Annotated in this window: 17 protein-coding genes; 7 read left to right on the forward strand and 10 right to left on the reverse strand. The window is 73.2% G+C overall.

Translation table 11 applies throughout. The features are described from left to right. Positions 1–21: 21 nt before the first annotated feature. The gene (locus ABD705_RS08565; protein WP_344782564.1) at positions 22–855 is read left to right on the forward strand and encodes an aldo/keto reductase; all 834 of its coding nucleotides are present in this window, start codon (positions 22–24) and stop codon (positions 853–855) included. Positions 856–860: 5 nt separating this feature from the next. Here ABD705_RS08565 and ABD705_RS08570 read toward each other — a convergent pair whose 3' ends face one another. From ABD705_RS08570 to ABD705_RS08590, 5 genes are read right to left on the reverse strand one after another with little or no spacing between them, the layout of a single operon-like run. Further along, complete coding sequence (locus ABD705_RS08570) at positions 861–1,085, reverse strand: hypothetical protein (RefSeq protein ID WP_344782566.1); 225 nt, start codon at positions 1,083–1,085, stop codon at positions 861–863. A gap of 9 nt (positions 1,086–1,094) precedes the next feature. Then, positions 1,095–1,505: a VOC family protein gene (locus ABD705_RS08575; RefSeq protein ID WP_344782568.1), complete on the reverse strand. Its 411-nt coding sequence runs from the start codon at positions 1,503–1,505 to the stop codon at positions 1,095–1,097. A 41-nt stretch (positions 1,506–1,546) separates the two neighbouring features. Next, on the reverse strand, positions 1,547–2,494 hold the full coding sequence (locus ABD705_RS08580; RefSeq protein WP_344782570.1) for a DNA-3-methyladenine glycosylase family protein: 948 nt from the start codon (positions 2,492–2,494) through the stop codon (positions 1,547–1,549). 9 nt (positions 2,495–2,503) lie between these two features. Next, entirely contained in the window at positions 2,504–3,754 is a 1,251-nt protein-coding gene (locus tag ABD705_RS08585; protein ID WP_344782572.1) for an FGGY family carbohydrate kinase, read from the reverse strand. A gap of 53 nt (positions 3,755–3,807) precedes the next feature. Beyond that, complete coding sequence (locus tag ABD705_RS08590; RefSeq protein ID WP_344782574.1) at positions 3,808–4,383, reverse strand: YdeI/OmpD-associated family protein; 576 nt, start codon at positions 4,381–4,383, stop codon at positions 3,808–3,810. A 135-nt stretch (positions 4,384–4,518) separates the two neighbouring features. On the opposite strand from ABD705_RS08590, the gene ABD705_RS08595 reads away from it, so the two are divergent. Together ABD705_RS08595 and ABD705_RS08600 are read left to right on the forward strand one after the other, a co-directional pair. Next, a complete protein-coding gene (locus ABD705_RS08595; RefSeq protein ID WP_344782576.1) occupies positions 4,519–4,914 on the forward strand; it encodes a RidA family protein in 396 nt (131 codons plus the stop codon). Between the two features lie 9 nt (positions 4,915–4,923). Further along, positions 4,924–6,138 (forward strand): Bcr/CflA family efflux MFS transporter, encoded by a 1,215-nt coding sequence (locus tag ABD705_RS08600; RefSeq protein WP_344782578.1) that lies wholly within the window; start codon positions 4,924–4,926, stop codon positions 6,136–6,138. 162 nt (positions 6,139–6,300) lie between these two features. Here the strand turns inward: ABD705_RS08600 and ABD705_RS08605 are convergent, their stop codons facing one another. Further along, complete coding sequence (locus ABD705_RS08605) at positions 6,301–7,029, reverse strand: winged helix-turn-helix domain-containing protein (RefSeq protein WP_344782580.1); 729 nt, start codon at positions 7,027–7,029, stop codon at positions 6,301–6,303. 502 nt (positions 7,030–7,531) lie between these two features. On the opposite strand from ABD705_RS08605, the gene ABD705_RS08610 reads away from it, so the two are divergent. Next, positions 7,532–7,834 carry a GNAT family N-acetyltransferase gene (locus ABD705_RS08610; protein WP_344782582.1) on the forward strand — a complete coding sequence of 101 codons (303 nt, stop codon included), beginning with the start codon at positions 7,532–7,534 and terminating at the stop codon, positions 7,832–7,834. A 17-nt stretch (positions 7,835–7,851) separates the two neighbouring features. Here the strand turns inward: ABD705_RS08610 and ABD705_RS08615 are convergent, their stop codons facing one another. Together ABD705_RS08615 and ABD705_RS08620 are read right to left on the reverse strand one after the other, a co-directional pair. Continuing rightward, positions 7,852–8,457: an alpha/beta fold hydrolase gene (locus ABD705_RS08615; protein ID WP_344782882.1), complete on the reverse strand. Its 606-nt coding sequence runs from the start codon at positions 8,455–8,457 to the stop codon at positions 7,852–7,854. Beyond that, positions 8,382–8,621, reverse strand: a complete 240-nt coding sequence (locus ABD705_RS08620; protein ID WP_344782906.1) for a hypothetical protein — start codon at positions 8,619–8,621, stop codon at positions 8,382–8,384. The genes ABD705_RS08615 and ABD705_RS08620 overlap by 76 nt, the downstream gene beginning before the upstream one ends. Before the next feature lie 97 nt (positions 8,622–8,718). Here ABD705_RS08620 and ABD705_RS08625 point away from each other — a divergent pair, with 97 nt between their 5' ends. Together ABD705_RS08625 and ABD705_RS08630 are read left to right on the forward strand one after the other, a co-directional pair. Further along, the gene (locus ABD705_RS08625) at positions 8,719–9,864 is read left to right on the forward strand and encodes an exonuclease SbcCD subunit D (protein WP_344782584.1); all 1,146 of its coding nucleotides are present in this window, start codon (positions 8,719–8,721) and stop codon (positions 9,862–9,864) included. Further along, a complete protein-coding gene (locus ABD705_RS08630) occupies positions 9,861–12,896 on the forward strand; it encodes an AAA family ATPase (RefSeq protein ID WP_344782586.1) in 3,036 nt (1,011 codons plus the stop codon). The genes ABD705_RS08625 and ABD705_RS08630 overlap by 4 nt, the downstream gene beginning before the upstream one ends. Before the next feature lie 9 nt (positions 12,897–12,905). On the opposite strand, the gene ABD705_RS08635 is transcribed toward ABD705_RS08630, so the two are convergent. Then, the gene (locus tag ABD705_RS08635) at positions 12,906–14,372 is read right to left on the reverse strand and encodes a lipase maturation factor family protein (protein ID WP_344782588.1); all 1,467 of its coding nucleotides are present in this window, start codon (positions 14,370–14,372) and stop codon (positions 12,906–12,908) included. 122 nt (positions 14,373–14,494) lie between these two features. Then, complete coding sequence (locus ABD705_RS08640; RefSeq protein WP_344782590.1) at positions 14,495–15,958, reverse strand: phytoene desaturase family protein; 1,464 nt, start codon at positions 15,956–15,958, stop codon at positions 14,495–14,497. 139 nt (positions 15,959–16,097) lie between these two features. Between ABD705_RS08640 and ABD705_RS08645 the strand changes: the two genes are divergently transcribed. Then, positions 16,098–16,709 (forward strand): hypothetical protein, encoded by a 612-nt coding sequence (locus tag ABD705_RS08645; RefSeq protein ID WP_344782592.1) that lies wholly within the window; start codon positions 16,098–16,100, stop codon positions 16,707–16,709. The last annotated feature ends 81 nt before the right edge of the window (positions 16,710–16,790 follow it).

A 16,790-nucleotide genomic window follows, 5' to 3' on the forward strand; every position in this document is an offset into this window, starting at 1 on the left:
TCGTGCGTGCAGGATGGAACCATGACAGCGATTCCGACAGTGACACTGAACGACGGCGTACTCTTTCCGCAGCTCGGCTTCGGCACCTGGGATCTGCGCGGGCCGGAGTGCGTGACCGCCACCCGCTCCGCCATCGCCGCCGGCTACCGGCTGCTGGATTCGGCCGTCAACTATGAGAACGAGGCGCAGGTCGGCGAAGCCGTCCGCGGCAGCGGCGTCGATCGCGCGGACCTGCTGGTGACCACCAAGCTGCCCGGCCGCGACCACGGGTTCGATCACACGCTGGCTTCGGCGCGTGGATCGCTGGAGCGGCTGGGTCTGGACTACATCGACCTGTACCTGATCCACTGGCCCAACCCGTCGGTGGACAAGTACCTCGACTCGTGGCAGGCGATGATCCGGCTGCGCGAAGAGGGCCTGGTGCGATCGATCGGGGTGTCGAACTTCACCTCTACGATGCTGACCCGACTGATCGACGCGACCGGCGTGACGCCGGCCGTAAACCAGGTGGAGCTGCATCCGTACTTCACGCAGCCCGAGCTGCGCGCCTTCCACCTGGAGCACGGCATCCGCACCGAGAGCTGGAGCCCGCTGGCCCGCCGCAGCGAACTGCTCACCGAGCAGGTCGTGATCGACGTCGCCGCGGCGCATGGCGTCTCGCCGACCCAGGCGGTGCTGCGCTGGCACATCCAGCTCGATTCCACGCCCATCCCGAAGTCGGCCCACGCCGGGCGGCAGCGCGAGAACGCCGACGTGTTCGGGTTCGCGCTCACCGCCGACGAGATGTCGGCGCTGGCGGGCCTGCAGCGTGGACGGCTGAAGGGCGACGACCCCGACTTCCACGAAGAGATGTAGCCGGGCTACAGGCGCGCCCCGTCGTCGTCGATGTCGTCGTGCTTCGGGGTGTGCCCGCGCGAGGACTGGCGCGCGATGACCCAGCCCAGCCAGATCAGACCGGCCAGCAGCAGCCCCAGCACGACGTTCTGCAGGATGAGCCCGATCAGCACGCCGAGCCCGAACAGCACGACGGTGCCCAGAAGCAACCGCCACCGTCCGGGCGTTCGGCCGCGTTCGGGAGTCGTCATGCCTCCAGCCTAAGCCGCGTCGATCGACACCATCCAGCCGACTCCGAACCGGTCGGTGAGCATGCCGAACTTGCCGCCCCAAGGCGGCGTGTCCAGCGGCATCGTGACGGTGCCGCCGTCTGACAGCGCGTCCCAGCACGCCATCAGGGCAGTCTCGTCGTCGCCGCTGAGCGACAGCGAGAACCCGGACGGCTCCTGGACCGGCATGCCGTGCGGGGTGTCCGATCCCATCAGGGCCAGGCCGTCGTCGGTGACCAGGTTGGCGTGCATGATCAGGTCGTCGTCGCCGGGATCGTGCGGCATCGAGGGGAAGTCCGAGAACGTCGACAGCGACAGGTCGCCGCCGAGCACGGACTGGTAGAAGCTCATGGCTTCGCGGGCGTTGTTCTGAAAAGAGAGGTATGCGTTGAGCTTTCTCATTCCGCGAGTATGAACCCGGCCCCCGACATGCACAAGGGCTCTCAGCGATCCCGATGGTCCTCCGGGTGCAGCCGTGGCCCGCGCCGCGGCTCGCGCGCTGCGCTGAGACGGATCAGCCGGATCACGCGCTGCCGATGCCCCTTCCAGCCCGCCAGCAGGTCGAGCATTCCGGCATCGTCGGTGCGTGCGCCCGCCAGCGCGTATCCGACCTCGTGCGACAGGTGCACATCGCCCACGCTGACCGCGTCGGCATCGCCCAGCGCCCGCGCGCGGGTCTCGGCCGCCGTCCACGCTCCGACGCCCCGGACGCTGGTCAGCACGGCATCGCGTGCGGTGCCGCCCGTCGCGCGTTCGGCCGCACGCACGAGTGCCGGCCCGCGCCGGGCCGCCTCCACGATGGTGCGCGCCTGCGGCGGTTCCAGTCCCGCACGGTGCCACGCCCACGACGGGATCGCCCGCCACCCGGCGATGCTCGGCGGCGCGAACATCGGCCGCGGCGTCGGGCCGGGGGCGCGCTGACCGTACCCGGTGACCAGGTGCCGCCACGCGCCGAACGCCTGCAGGCCGGTGACCTTCTGCTCCATGATCGCGCCGGCCAGGGCGTCGAACACGAGCTCGGTGCGGCTCAGGCGCAGTCCGGGGTTGCGGTGGTGCGCGTGCGCGATGAGCGGATGCCGGGATGCGTCGAAGCCGGTCAGATCGTCGTGCGCTCCGCACAGCGCCGGCACCTGCGCCAGCGCCCATTCGCGGCCGTCGCCCCACGCCGCCGCCCGGATCACACCGGGGGAGGCCTCGCGCAGCGCGAGCGTGGCGACGCCCGACGGTGTGCGCGAGGCGCGCCAGAGCACGGGGCCGGAGATCGTCTGCGTCGGATCGTGCGTGCCGCGCTGCTGGATGCCCACGGTCAGCATCAGGTGCAGCGGATGCTTCGGGCGGTACTCGGTCTCGAGCGGGCGATCGGGGGCGGCGACCTCGACCGGCGGATGCATGCCCCAACCCTACGCGCGGACCACCGACATCCACTGGGGCAGCCGGCGGGTGTGCGCCCACGCCGCCTGCGCGGCCATCCCGTCGGCGACCAGGAACTGCGGTTGGGCAACCGGCACCACGGGGTGGGCGCCGTCGAGCGCGGCGGCGACCTCGGCCGGATCGAGCGTCACGGTCGGGCCGGTCGCGCCGGCCGCTGCGCTCGCGTTCGCACTGTCGTCGACGATGATGTGCAGCCGCTTCACCGGCGTGCCGGCCTCGCGCAGCAGCAGGGCTGCGGCGGCGACATCCGCTGCCGTCGGTGCCTGCGGCAACGGCGCCTCGAGCAGATACCGCCCGGTCGCGTCGGCCCGGCAGGCGACCTGCGCGTCGCGGATCGGCTCGTCGGCGACCGCGCACACCACGGGCCGCGCACCCAGCAGCACGATCGCGTCTTCGGGCGCCGCGCCGCGCACGCCGGCGCCCAGCACGGCCGCCGCGCGGCGCGTGGCACCCGCCCCGATCACGCGCGCCGTGCGGATGTGCAGCTCCGGCCATTTCGCCGCTTCACCGCCCCACCCGTCCGGGCGCATCACGCGCGGCTTGATCGCCGCATGGCCGAGCGCCGCGGCCACCAGCGCGTGCTCGTACTTGCCGGTGGTCGGGTTCCACCACCCGGTCGCGCTGGCTTCGGACCGGTCAGTGGCCAGCTCCTCCAGCCGCGGGCCGTTCGGCCCCTGCGGCCCGAATCCGCGCAGCAGCCAGGTGAGCCAGTCGTGCGGTGTCAGCACGGCGTCGACGCGGGCCGCGGCATCCGGCTCCTGCTCGCGCAGCGCGCGCACGGCGGCGATAGGCGTCGCGGCATCCGGCAGCGCGCCGGTGCGATCGATCAGCGCGTCGGCGCCGATCTCGCCGATCAGCGCCTGCGCGGCGCGGGCGGATGCGCCGGATGCCGAACCGCCTGAGGTCGGGTTGCCCGGCGTCGGGCTGTCGGCGTGCACGACCTCGCCCTGCGCGTCGAGCGCGACCAGGCCCGGGTGCGCGGCCAGCGCGAACGCCGAGACGTCGCCGAACCCGCCGGCGTCGATGATCGCGTCGTGCAGCGCCTGCCACCACCCGGCCGGGTCGTTCGGCGTCGCCGTGCGCGCGCGTCCGATGCGCACCCGAGCCCCCGACGCGACATCGCAGATCACGGCGAGGCATCCGTCGCGCGTGACGTCCAGCCCGGCGACCAGCGTCGCCTTCGCAGGGCGTGGCGGACGCGCGGGTGCCGGCTGCTGCATGACATCCAGGCTATGCCCGTGCCGGAGTGCGCCCGGCGGTGGGGGGCCCGCGGTCAGCCGGGCTTCGGCGCGAGACGCTCGAGGGCGCGCCGCAGCCGCGCGTCGAACGTCTGGGGTGACGGCGCGGTCATCAGCGGATGCAGGATCGAATAGCGCTCGGCGCGGGTGAGGGCGTCGAACGTCGCCCGCCCGCCCGGGATCATGTCGAGTTCGCGGAGCAGTTCGGCCGGAGGCTCAGCGGTCGCCGAACCCGCATAGGCACGATCCCAGCGTCCGTCGGCCTTCGCCCGGTCGACCTCGGCGTCACCTCGGGCGCGCAGGCGGCCTTCAGCGGTCAGTCGGGCGATGTGCGCGACGTTGCGCGCCGACCACATCGACCGCGCGCGCCGCGGCGTGAACCGCTGCCGGAACGTGACGGCGTCGCGGGAGCCCTTCGGCCCGTCGATCCAGCCGCTGCACAGCGCCTCGTCGAGCGCCTCGGCGTAGGTCAGCCGCGTGGGGTCGGTCGTGCCCTTCTTCGCGAGCACGAGCCACACGCCGTCCGAGTCGGACTCGTGCGCGTCGAGCCAGCCCCGCCAGGCCGGCGCATCGGCGACGATGAGTTCGTCGGCCGCATCGGTAGGGCTCATCGGGCAGCACCGTCGTTCGTTCTCATGCTGCGAGTGTCGCCGGGGCCTGCGACATCCGCAAGGGGTGCGCGGCGCAGTGGCCGCTTCTTCGTTGCGTCCTCGCGGGTGACCGGGTCGTTGCGGAATGATGAGAGGATGCCGCGTCGACAGAGCATCCACCTGAGCGGGTTCGCCCACCGCAACCCGATACCCGCCGCCTGCCGGATCGGCCCGCTGCTCGTCTCGGGCGTGTTCACCGGCCGCGATCCCGAGACCGGTCAGATGCCCGAGGGCCTGGACGCGCAGTGCGCGCACGTGTTCGCACACGTGCGCGCGCTGATGGCGGCCGCGGGCGGGTCGACCGGAGACATCGCGAAGATGACGTTCTACCTCGCCGACCGGGGCGACCGGGAGGCGCTGAACCGCGAATGGGTCGCGATGTTCCCCGACCCCGCCGATCGCCCGGCCCGGCACAGCGTGGGCGCCGCGCTGGAGGGCGGCTCACTCGTGCAGTGCGACGTGCTCGCGTACCTGCCCGACAGTGCTGATTAGAGTCGGTGCATGCCCACCGCCGCAGCGCTTGACCGGGCCACCGGCACGCGCATGCGGACGGTGCGCACCCTCGTCATCCTCGCGCTGCTGACCGCCGCCGCGCCGCTGTCGATCGACATCTACACGCCGTCGCTGCCGCTGATCCAGGACGAGCTCGGCGGCGGCACGGCGCTCGCGCAGGCCAGCATCACGACGTGTCTGCTGGGCATCGCCGTCGGGCAGCTGCTCTGGGGGCCGCTCAGCGACCGGTTCGGCCGGCGTCCGATCACGCTGATCGGGGCGATCGGCTGGACCGCGGCATCCCTCGCCAGCGCGCTGGCCCCGACCGCCGGCGTCCTCATCGCGGTGCGGGTGGCGACCGGACTGTTCGGCGCGGCCGGGATCGTCGTGGCGCGCAGCGTGCTGCGGGATGTCTCGGCCAAGCCGCGCGTCACCGCCTCGCGGATCGGGATGATGTCGGTCGTGACCGGCATCGCACCGATCGTCGCCCCCGCCGGCGGCGCCGCGATCGCACACGCCTGGGGGTGGCGTGCGGACTTCGTCACCCTCGCCGTCCTCGGCGCGGTCGCGACGGTCGCGTTCGCGCTGTTCGTGCCCGAGACGCTCGCCGCGCACGAGCGGGTGCGGGCGGGTTCCGGAGTCCTCCGCGGGATGGCGCGCGGGCTGCGCGACCGCGGCCTGGTGGGTGCGACGCTGGCGATCGGCGTGTTCTCGTTCGCGTTCTATGCCTACATCGCCAGCGCGTCTTTCATCGTCGAGCGCGAATTCGCGCACCCGCCCGCCGCGTTCGCGCTGGTGTTCGGCACGAACGCCGTCGCGATGCTGAGCGCCACCCTCGTCTTCCGCGTCGTCGTGCGCCGTCGGCCGGCGTCCTGGGCGACCGGCGTCGGGCTGGCGGTGTGCACGGTCAGCGGACTGGTCCTGGCGGTCGCGGCCGCCGTCGACGCCGGGCAGGGCGTGCCGTGGGCGGCATCCACGCTGTTCGCCGCGGGCGCCGGCTTCGTGCTGCCCGGGGCGCACAGCTGGGGGCAGGCCACCCTGGTGGCCAGCGGCGTGGCGTCGGCGCTGACCGGGTCGGCGCAGTTCTTCGGGGGAGTGCTGGGCTCGCCGGTGACGGGCGCGTTCGGCGTGTCGGCGCTGAACCTGGGCATCGTCATCGCCGCGGCGTGCGCACTGGGGTGCGTCGTCTGGGCGTTCGGGCGGCGGGTGCAAAAGCGCGCGTGACGCGCGACGATGCACCTGCCGACCGCCCGCGCAGATGGCACGCCCGGCGGGGCGGTCAGAACTCCTCTCATCCGCGATGTTCAGGTCGCGGAACAGCCCTTTTCGGCGCCTTGGTGCCGGGATCGACGGAGTTCTGGCCGGGCCCGGTGCCGGTGATCCGGCTCAGAACCGGTCGGGCGACGGGGTGCCGTGACCGTAGTTGATCACGACGTCGGCGTGCCGGTCGAACCGGTAGCCGACCCCGCGCACGGTGCGCACGATGTCCTCGTAGCGGCCGAGCTTGGCGCGCAGGCGCCGCACGTGCACGTCGATCGTGCGCTCACCGGGGGCATCCACGCCGCCGGTCTGCCACAGCGACGACACCAGCTCGGTGCGCTCGATGGTGCGGCCCTCGCGCAGCACGAGGTACTGCAGCAGCTCGAATTCCTTGAACGTGAGCGCGGCCGACTCGCCGTCCAGCACGACGCGCTTGCGTGAGATGTCGACGACGACGTGGCCGGTGGCGACGTCGTCGTCCGGCTCCTCCTCGGCCCTGGTGCGGGCGACGGCGCTGGGCTCGTGCAGCGCGAGCCGCACGACGTCGACGTCGCGACCGCCGGTGCCCTGCGCGGCGATGGCGACGGTCGCGTAGGTCTCGGCCGCCGGCGCGACCTCGGCCAGCGTCCGACGCAGCGCGTCGACGATGGTGCCCAGTGAGACGCCGGATGCCGCGGCTTTGATCTCGTCGAAGCCGACGTAGAGGGCGAAGCCGCGGGGCGTGGTGCCGGCGGGCAGATGGCGCTCGGGCGCGGCCGGCGCGACCGGGGCCGGTCGGTCCGTGACCAGGCGCAGGGCCGGGCGGGCGGGGCTGGTGGTGGTGGAGGGACGCTCGAGGAGTGCGGTGTTCGACATGGGAGAAGTCCTTGACGGAAAGACCCGACGGCCGGTTGACCGGCCTGGGGATACGAGGGTGTTGCGATCAGGGCCCGGAACGGGCCAGGGCGAGGCATCCTTGCGCAGTGCGTGCGACGAGGTGCTCGGGGGCTCCAGCGGCACGGCCTTCGAGGTTGCGAAGGCGGCGTGCGCGAGCCCGGCGGGGGTTACCGACTCAGCGGCACATTCGACAACACATCACAACACGTCGCGGCATCATGGTGCCGACAGTCCCGTTCGCCTCCCGGGCGGACAGCGGACGCGTGTTATGACTCATGAGGCTGATTATGACGGATTCTGGCGGCATCAGTCAAATCGCTCTGCGCACCACCGCCTGCGGCGATCAAACGCAGCAAAGTGCTCAACACGCAGGCGTGCGCCTGAGTTTCGTGCCGGGTGCGACGCAGTGCCACGGCTATGGATGTGCCGCACGTCAGGCGGGGATGGCGCCCGGTGCCCGCAACCGGGTTAGCCTGGCCCCATGACCGACCTGCATTTCGCGGACGAACCCGACGCGTCGCGATACGCCCTCTACCGCGGTGACGATCTCGTCAGCGCGCTGGACTACCGGGACGACGGGCGCACCGTCGCCATGACGCGCGCCTATACGGTGCCCACTTTCCGCGGCCACGGCTACGCCGGACTCCTCGTCGAGCATGCCGTCGCCGACCTGGAGCAGCGCGGCGACCGCAAGGTGCTGCCGGTGTGCTGGTACGTCTCGGACTGGTTCACCGCGAACCCGGACCGAGCCGGCATCCTGAAGGAACGGCACCCGGCCGCATAACCGCGCCGGCGCTCGACTCAATGCGGCTCGACGCCGGCGAAGGACAGGATCTGCGCGGCCGCGAGCTTCGGGTCGCGGATCATCGTCTCGTGCGCGTGGTTCCGGATGTGGGTCATCCGGGCATCCGGGATCGCGTCCACCACGAATCGGCACCAGGCCTCCGGAACGACCAGGTCGTGCTCGCCGCGCAGCACCAGGGTCGGCGCCGCCACGCGCCCGAAGACGTCTTCGGGCCGGTGCGCGAGCATCGCGCGCATCTTGCGGCGCAGATGCGGGCCGGCGCGCAGGTATTCGCGCATGCCCCGGGCCAGCACGATCGGGCTCTCGCCGAGCAGGTCCGCGGCCAGGCGCGACAGCTGCCGCAGGGCGGTGCGTTCGCGGACGTCCACGGTCGGGGCCGCCAGGATCAGCCGGTCCAGCAGATCCGGATGCCGCACCGCCAGTTCGAGCACCACCTGCGTGCCCATCGAGTGCCCCACGGCCACGACCGGGCCGGGCGCGCGCTCGCGCAGGAACGCCGCGACCAGGTCGGCGGTGCGCTCCATCGTCAGGATGCGCGCAGGTTCAGGCGCCGCCCCGTACCCGGGCTGATCGATCGTGATGACGCGCCCGTGCGGCGCCAGGAGGCCGGCAGCTCCCCGAAGACACCGCGACCCAGGCCGATGCCGTGCACCAGCAGAAAGGTGCGCGCGCCGGCGCCGTGCTCCTCGACCACGATCGTCGCACCCGCATGCGTGAACGGATACGGGGCGGGGCCGGGCGTCGTCTCGGCACGATCGGCACCCATGTTCGGAGCATACGCGCCCACCGAATGCCCCGGGCTCTCGGCCGCTGCACGGCCCGCCTCGGCCGCGATGTCGGAGGCTGCACCTACCGTGGGTGACATGCGAATCCTGCACACCTCCGACTGGCACATCGGCCGCACCTTCCACGGCAACGCGACGCTGCCGGCGCTGCGGGACGTGCTGCAGACACTGGTCGCCCAGGTGCGCGAGCACGAGGTCGACGTCGTGCTCGTCTCGGGCGACGTGTTCGATTCGGCCGCGCCCGCACCGGACTGCTACACGCTGCTGACCGACACGCTGGCGGGCCTGCGCGAGACCGGTGCGCATGTGATCGTCACCAGTGGCAACCACGACTCCGCGGCGCGGCTCGGGTTCCAGGCGAAGCTGCTGCGCGACGGCATCCACGTCCGGACCGATCCGGCGGCCCTGGCCACGCCGATCACGATCGCCGACGCACACGGACCCGTGCACGTCTACGGCATCCCCTACCTCGAGCCGACCCTGGTGCGGCGGCTGTGGCCCGGCGTGCGCACACAGGCACAGGCGGTCGGCCACGCGATGCACATGGTGCGCACCGACGCCGCGGTGCGTGGCGGCCGCACCATCGTCATGTCGCACTGCTTCACCTCGGGCGTGGCGGCCACCCCGCATCTGGAGCGCGACATTCAGCAGGGCGGCCTCGACATCGTGCCGGCCGCCGTCTTCGACGGCATCGACTACGTCGCGCTCGGCCACATCCACGGCCGCAGCACGCTCAGCGAGGCGGTGCGGTACGCGGGCGCGCCGCTGCACTACAGCTTCGGCGAACGCGACAAGCCGCGGGGGTCGTGGCTCGTGGAGCTGGATGCCGAGGGCCTGGCCGACGTGCAGTGGCTGCCGTTGCCGGTGCCCCGCGCGCTGCAGGCGATCGAGGGCACGCTCGATGAGCTGCTGACCGATCCGCGCTTCGACGATGCGCAGGATGCCTGGGTCAGCGCGCGCTACACCGACACCGCCGCGCAGGTCGACCCGATGCGGCGGCTGCAGCAGCGCTTTCCGTTCTGCGCCGAGGTGCGGCACGCCCCCGCGGCCACCGTCACCGACACCCGCACGTTCACGGCACGGGTGGGCGCCGCCGGCAACGACGCGCAGCTGGTCGACGCGTTCCTCGCGCACGTGCGCGGCGGTGAGGGGGCCACCGACCTCGAGGCCGAGCTGATCCGCGACGTGGTCGGTGAGCGGGTCGCCGCCCAGGCGTCGGCATGAAGCTGCACCGACTCGAGCTCGAGGGCTTCGGCCCGTTCCACGCCCGGCAGGTCGTCGACTTCGATGCGTTCGACGGCGACGGCATCTTCCTGATCGCGGGGCGCACCGGTGCGGGCAAGTCGAGCATTCTGGACGGCGTCGGCTTCGCGCTGTACGGGGAGGTGCCGCGCTATGAAGGCGTCGCCAAGCGTCTGCGCAGCGACTTCTGCGCGCCCGGCGACCGCACCGAGGTGCAGCTGGAGTTCACCGTCGGCGACCGGCGCTGGCGGGTCACCCGCTCGCCCGAGTACGAACGGCCCAAGAAGAGCGGCACCGGCTTCACCACCGAGGGCCACCGGGCGATCGTCGAAGAGCTCGTCGACGGCGTGTGGATCGGCCGTGCGGCCAGGCCGCGCGAGGCCGGCGAGCTGCTCGGCGAGGTGCTCGGGCTGAGCCGCGAGCAGTTCCAGCAGGTCATCCTGCTTGCACAGAACCGGTTCGCCGAGTTCCTGCTCGCCGGCAACGACGACCGGCAGGCGCTGCTGCGCACGCTGTTCGGCTCGCGCACGTACGCGCAGTACGAACAGGCACTCGACCAGCGCCGTCGCGACGCCGAAACGGCCGTCGCCGGCCGCCTGCGTGAACTGGAGGTGCTCGTCGGCGAAGCCGAGCGCACCGTCGGCAGCCACGGATTCGGGTCGGATGTCGCCGCCGGCGCTGGCGGTACCGTCGGGCCGGAGGCCGCCGCCGGGCCGGTCGCGCAGCGCCCGCTCGCCGATCGCCTCGACGAGCTCGACCGTGCCACCGAGCGGGGCACCTACCGGGTCACAATGCTCGCCGATGCCCACGACGCGGCCGTGCTCGCCCGCGATGCGGCGGTTGCGGCGCACACCGAACTGACACAGGTGCACGAGCGTGCGGCCGAACGCGCGCGCGCGCGTGACGGGGTCGCCGCGCTCGACGCGCGCAGCGCCGAGATCGACGCCGCGCGCACCGATCTGGCCCGTGCCCGCCGGGCCGAGGCGCTGCGCGCACCGCTGCAGGCCGCCGACCGCGCCGCCGCGATCGTCGACGCCGCGCGGACCGCGGAAGCGGCGGCCCGCACGGCGTGGACGCAGGTTGACGGGTCGCCGACGTCGACCGCGGCCGAACTGGACGCGCTGATCGACGAGGTCACCGGCCACCTGGCGGTCTGGGCGGCCGCGGCCGAGCAGGAGCGCGCTCTTTCAGCCGTGCGCGACGAACGGGAACGGTGCCAGGTCGCGCTCGCCGAGGCCGAGCAGCAGGCCGCCGAACTCGAGACCGAGCGCACCGCGCTGCCCGCACGGCGCCGCACGATCGAGGAAGAGCACGCCGCTGCGGACCGACTCGCCGCGACCGGTGACGACGCGCGTGCCGCCTTGGCCGAGGCGCAGGCCCGCCGCGAGGCGGCCGGCCGGGTCGAGGCGCTGCGCGACGAGGTCGACGCCGCCCAGCGCGCCCAGCTCGCCGCCGCCGGCGCCGCCGCCGATGCCGCGGTGGCTGCCACGACGCTGCTGCGCCGTCGGGTGCAAGAGCGCGCGGGCGCACTGGCGGGCGAGCTCGTGGACGGCGAGCCCTGTGCCGTGTGCGGATCCACCGCGCATCCGCATCCCGCCGAGCCCTCTGCCGATGCCGTGACCGATGACGAGCTCGCCGCGGCCGACGAGGCGCGCGATCGGGCTCACGCCGCCGCGACGACGGCGACGGAAGCGACCTCGACTCTGCGTGCCGCACGGGCCGCCGCCGCCGCTCTGGCCGGCGGACTGGACGTGCCCGCCGCAGACGAGGTGCTCGAGGCCGCCGCCGGGCGCGCCGCCGCCGCCGCGCAGGCCGCGCAGCGGGCAGCTGCCCTGGGCGAGCAGCGGAGCGGCATCGACCGGCGCAGCGCCGAACTCGAGGAGCAGATCGCCGCGCTGCGCACCACGCGGGCCGCGCTGCGCGAGCAGGCGGCGACGCTCACCGAGCGGATCACCGCCGCGACCAGCGCCGTGCAGCAGGCCCGCGGCGAGTTCGCCACGGTCGCGCTGCGCGTCCAGCACGCACAGCAGCGGCGCGCCGCGGCGATCGCGCTGCGCGACGCGATCGCCGCACTCACGGCGGCGGCCGCTGCGGCCGCCGACGCTGCCGCCGACCGCGATCAGCGGGTCGCGGCCTCCGACTTCGACGACGCGGCCGCTGCCGCCGCGGCGCTGCGCACCGACGCCGAGCGCACCGAGCTCGACGATCGGGTGCAGGCGCACACGACCGCGCTCGCGGTGCAGAAGGCGCGGCTGCTCGAACTCGAGCTGGCTCTGGTCGACGCGCCCGACCCGCTGCCGTCGCGGGAGGCCAGTGCCGCCGCGATGACCGCCGCCCGCGATCAGGTCGACGCGAGCGTGACCGCCGCCGCCGAGGCGCACCAGGCCGTCGCGTCGCTGACCGCGCTGGGGCGGCGCGCACGCGCCGCGCACGGCGAGATCGCCGACCTCGAGGCGCAGCGGCAGTTGGTCGCGGGCCTGGCCAACGCCGTCGCCGGCCGCAACGAGCGCAAGATGGACCTGGAGACGTTCGTGCTCGCCGCCGAACTGGAGCAGATCGTGACCGCCGCGAACCTGCGTCTGGATGAGATGTCGTCGGGCCGGTACCGGCTCGCACACACCGACGCGCTCGCGGCACGCCGCGGCGCGAGCGGCCTGGGGCTGGAGGTCGTCGACGCCTACACCGGCCAGGCGCGCCCTGCGCAGTCGCTGTCCGGTGGCGAGACGTTCCTCGCGTCGCTCGCGCTGGCGCTCGGCCTGGCGCAGGTGGTCACCGACCGGGCCGGCGGCATCCGCCTCGACACGCTGTTCATCGACGAAGGGTTCGGATCGCTCGACCCGGAGACCCTGGACCTCGCCATGCGCACCCTCGACGAGCTGCGCCAGGGCGGTCGCACCGTCGGCGTGATCAGTCACGTCGAGGCGATGAAAGAGCAGCTGCCGGCGCAGCTGCTGGTGGTGGCCTCCCGGCACGGTCCCAGCACGGTGCAGCAGCGCGCGTTCGACCCGGCGTGACCCGGCCCGTCACGCCGACAGCGGCCGCACCAGCAGATGCCGGCGGTCCCGAATCCAGATCCGGCCCGACTCGCGGAACTGCGCCGGTGTCGTGAACCGGTACCGGTACGACACCACCCGCACCCACCGGGGCCGGCGCCCGTCGAACGGGTCGGCGTGCAGCAGCTTCAGGGTGGGGGCATCCGCCGCCAGCAGCCGGACCAGCAGCACCTGGAACCACCCTTCCAGCGACCGGCCCAGCGGCAGGAACCACATCAGCCAGTCCAGCCGCAGATGGTACGGCGCGAACTGCGCGGGACGGCGGCGCAGCGGGCCGGGCTTGCCCTTGAAGACGTACTCGGTCCAGGTCGCGGCATCCGGATCGTCGTCCAGGGTGCCCTCGATGACGTACTCGATGCGCTCCCGGGTGACGGTGCCGAACGCACCGTAGGCATTGGCCAGCTGCCAGCGGTTGAAGCTCGCGTTCATCAGCTGCCGGCGCGCCATCAGGTTGCGCGCCGGCCACCAGCTCACCACCAGATACAGCGCCGCCACGGCACAGGTGACGGCCAGCCAGAACGGGGGCAGGCCGCCGGTGACCGTGTCCGGCCGCGGGCCGGCCGCGCCGATGCCCGGGATGCCGTAGCCCGAGAACGCGAGCACGATGGTGGCCCAGTTCAACCACGCGAAGTTGCCGGTGGCCACCAGCCACAGCTGCGTGGCGATGATCAGCGACGCCGCGACGGCGCCGATGATCGCCGGCACCGGGCCGGGCAGCCAGAATCCCAGGATCGGGGCGAACAGGAACCACGGCACGACCAGCTGCGCGAAGTGGTTGCCGAGCACCTCGAGCCGGTGCATCCAGCCCGGCAGCAGATGCGCCCGGCGGCTGAACGGCCCCGGCATCGGCTGGGTCTGGTGGTGGAAGGTCAGTGCGGTCAGGTCACGCCATTCGCGGCCGCCGCGGATCTTGATCATGCCCGCGCCGAACTCCAGCCGGAACACCAGCCACCAGCACAGCACGATCGCCGCGACCGACGGCGGCTGGTCGGCTGAGCCCAGGAACGCGGCCAGGAACCCGGCCTCCAGCAGCAGCATCTCCCACCCGAAGCCGTAGAAGGTCTGGCCGATCGAGACGATCGACATGTAGCCCAGCCACAGCGCCAGAAAGCACAGCATCGGCACCCACGGCGGGCCCAGCTGCGGGATGCCGGCGACCAGCGCCGCGGCCACGGCGATGCCGCTGACGCACAGCACCCGCAACCGGCGGTCGGTGAAGCGCAGCCGGCGGAACAGCGTGGGGCGCAGCATCCGGGCCCGACTCGTGCTCGAGTGCGCCCAGGACAGCAGCCGCGGCGCCGGCAGCAGGCCGTGCTCGCCCAGCAGGGCGGGGAACTGGTTCAGCGTCGAGACGAACGCGACCATGAACAGTGCCGCGATGCCGCGCTGCAGCACCTCCCGGGCCAGGCCGAAGTCGACCGCCGCGAACCCGTCCATCTCATCGCCTCGTCAGCCGCGCGTGCAGAACTCCTTCGATCCGCACGCCGCGGGCCGCCACAGCGGCGCCCCGGGCCGGGAAGTGCCCGGATGAGAGGAGTTCTGCCCGCCACCGCATGCGCTCACCCGAACAGGTCGTGCAGGCCCAGGTGCCGATCGGTCGTGTCGCGCAGCGCCTGTCGGGCGGCCAGCCAGCCGGGCATGCCGTGCACGCCCGGCCCCGGCGGGGTCGCCGCCGAGGCCAGGTACACCCCGCGCATCGGCGTGCGCCACGGCGTCGTCGACAGCACCGGCCGGCGCAGGGCCTGCGCGAGTGTGAATGAGCCGCCGAGGATGTCGCCGCCGATATCGGCGGGATTGTAGGCGTGCCGCTGAGCCGCCGTCATGACGTGGGTGGCCAGGATCCGGTCGCGGAAGCCGGGCGCGAACCGCTCGATCTGCCGGCTGATCAGCTCGGTCGGGTCCAGCGTCGAGCCCGGTGGCACGTGCAGGTACGCCCACAGCGTCTGATGGCCGTCCGGCGCACGGCTGGCGTCGAGCACGCTTGGCTGCACGAGCAGCACGTACGGCCGGTCCGTGACGCCGCCGGCCGCGACCGCGTTCTCACTCGTCTCGATCTGGTGCCGCGTGCCGCCCACATGCACGGTGGCCGCGGCGGCGACATCGGGGTTGGTCCACGGCACCGGGCCGTCCAGGGCGAAGTCGACCTTCGCGGCGGCGGGTCCGTACCGATACCTGCGCACGGCACGCGCATAGCGCGCCGGCACGTCCGGCAGGGTGAGCGCCAGCCGCGGTGCGGCATCCAGCAGCAGCAGATCACCGGCGTCGGGGTCGCCCCAGTCCAGCGCCGAGAGATCCTCGACGCGGTGGCTGAGGTCGAGCGACCCCCCGTGCGTGATCAGGTCGTCGACCAGCGCGCCCGAGATCGTGGCGGAGCCGCCGCGCGGATAGGCCCAGCCGGTGGAGTGCGCGTGTGCGAGCAGATACAGCGCCGAGGCGGCAGCGGCCAGCGACGGCAGCCGCGTGTTGGCGTGCGCGGCCACGCCGGTGTAGAGGGCGGCGCCGGCCTCGGTGCGGAAGGTGCCGAACACGCGTCGCCCGGTCATGGTCCCCACCTGCGCCATCCGCAGCGCGAACCGGGCCGCCGTGATCGGATGCCGCGGCACGCGGATCAGCTGATTGCCGGTGAACTCGGCCACCTGGGCCAGGTGCCGGTTCAGCGGGCGCACCACGGCGCGCCACGCGGGTCCGTCGGCGCCCAGGCCCACCACCGTGCGGTCGAGATCCCGCCAGGCGATCGCCGCGCGGCCGCCGTCCAGCGGGTGCGCGAAGGATGCCTCCGGCACGATCCAGTCCAGGCGGTCCAGGCCGAACGCCTGGAAGAACGGCGAGCTCAGCGCCGCCGGGTGCACCGCCGAGCACACGTCGTGCCGGAACCCGGGCAGGGTCAGTTCGGCCGTGCGCGCCCCGCCGCCGGCGGTGGCGCACGCCTCGATGACCCGCACGTCGTAGTGTGCGCGAGCGAGCGCGACCGCCGCGGCCAGCCCGTTCGGACCGCTGCCGACGATCGTCGCCCGTCGTGCCATGCGCCTAGTCTTCCACCGCGGCGCCGATCGCACAGCGCCGCCGGACGCACCGCCCGGCCGTTTTCCACGTCGGTGACGACGATCAGCGGTCGACAGGCCATGATGGAAGACACGGACTCCGACGGAGAGAGTGGTCGAGATGGAACCGACGAAGCTGGAAACGACGAAGCTGGAAACGGTGCCGGGGGTCTCGGTCCTGCTGGGCTGGGCGCCGGGCACGGAGGCGGGCAGCCGCATCCGGCAATTGGCGAAGGCGATCCTCGCCGAGCGGCTCGAGATCGACGCCGCGTTCGTGAACGTGCAGCGTGAGGCGCCGGTGCAGTTCGGGCACCACACCCGGCTGATCGCCGTGGTGGACGGCCGCGAGGTGCCACTGATGGTCCGCACCGCGAGCTTCCGCACCGCGTCGGTGGTGGCCGTCTTCGAGCCGACCAGGCTCGTCGGGCTCGACATCCGCGCCCGGCAGGCCGACGAGGCCGCACTGCACGAGATTCGCGCGCATTCGCACCTCTGGGGCAGCAGCTTCTGGCAGGAGGCCACCGACGAGAGCCTGGTCGTGCACTGGTCGCGCGTGCAGGCCGTGCGCCAGGCCGACCCGCGCGGAGTGAGCATCCGCCCCGAGGCGGTGCGGCTGGACCCGCCGTTCGCGAAGGCCTGGGCGCCCGAGCGCAAGGATGCCTTCCACCTGGTCGATCTGTCCACCGGCGCGTACGTGATCACCCTCGCCTACGGCACGGTCGCCACCGAGTAGCAGACCGGGCCTGCGCGGGCCCGTTCGGGCGAGCCGACCGCGCCGGTCGGCTCGCGCCCATGCGGGTGCCGGCGTGTCGGC

The sequence above is a fragment of the Microbacterium kribbense genome, from assembly GCF_039537285.1.
GTDB lineage: Bacteria > Actinomycetota > Actinomycetes > Actinomycetales > Microbacteriaceae > Microbacterium > Microbacterium kribbense.

Bases quoted from the DNA above. Each gene is read 5' to 3' on its own strand.
- ABD705_RS08640 (WP_344782590.1), bottom strand. From the start codon at position 15,958: ATGGCACGACGGGCGACGATCGTCGGCAGCGGTCCGAACGGGCTGGCC.
- ABD705_RS08600 (WP_344782578.1), top strand. From the start codon at position 4,924: ATGCCCACCGCCGCAGCGCTTGACCGGGCCACCGGCACGCGCATGCGG.
- ABD705_RS08595 (WP_344782576.1), top strand. From the start codon at position 4,519: ATGCCGCGTCGACAGAGCATCCACCTGAGCGGGTTCGCCCACCGCAAC.
- ABD705_RS08630 (WP_344782586.1), top strand. From the start codon at position 9,861: ATGAAGCTGCACCGACTCGAGCTCGAGGGCTTCGGCCCGTTCCACGCC.
- ABD705_RS08575 (WP_344782568.1), bottom strand. From the start codon at position 1,505: ATGAGAAAGCTCAACGCATACCTCTCTTTTCAGAACAACGCCCGCGAA.
- ABD705_RS08580 (WP_344782570.1), bottom strand. From the start codon at position 2,494: ATGCATCCGCCGGTCGAGGTCGCCGCCCCCGATCGCCCGCTCGAGACC.
- ABD705_RS08585 (WP_344782572.1), bottom strand. From the start codon at position 3,754: ATGCAGCAGCCGGCACCCGCGCGTCCGCCACGCCCTGCGAAGGCGACG.
- ABD705_RS08570 (WP_344782566.1), bottom strand. From the start codon at position 1,085: ATGACGACTCCCGAACGCGGCCGAACGCCCGGACGGTGGCGGTTGCTT.
- ABD705_RS08620 (WP_344782906.1), bottom strand. From the start codon at position 8,621: ATGGGTGCCGATCGTGCCGAGACGACGCCCGGCCCCGCCCCGTATCCG.
- ABD705_RS08590 (WP_344782574.1), bottom strand. From the start codon at position 4,383: ATGAGCCCTACCGATGCGGCCGACGAACTCATCGTCGCCGATGCGCCG.
- ABD705_RS08635 (WP_344782588.1), bottom strand. From the start codon at position 14,372: ATGGACGGGTTCGCGGCGGTCGACTTCGGCCTGGCCCGGGAGGTGCTG.
- ABD705_RS08605 (WP_344782580.1), bottom strand. From the start codon at position 7,029: ATGTCGAACACCGCACTCCTCGAGCGTCCCTCCACCACCACCAGCCCC.
- ABD705_RS08610 (WP_344782582.1), top strand. From the start codon at position 7,532: ATGACCGACCTGCATTTCGCGGACGAACCCGACGCGTCGCGATACGCC.
- ABD705_RS08625 (WP_344782584.1), top strand. From the start codon at position 8,719: ATGCGAATCCTGCACACCTCCGACTGGCACATCGGCCGCACCTTCCAC.
- ABD705_RS08645 (WP_344782592.1), top strand. From the start codon at position 16,098: ATGGAACCGACGAAGCTGGAAACGACGAAGCTGGAAACGGTGCCGGGG.
- ABD705_RS08565 (WP_344782564.1), top strand. From the start codon at position 22: ATGACAGCGATTCCGACAGTGACACTGAACGACGGCGTACTCTTTCCG.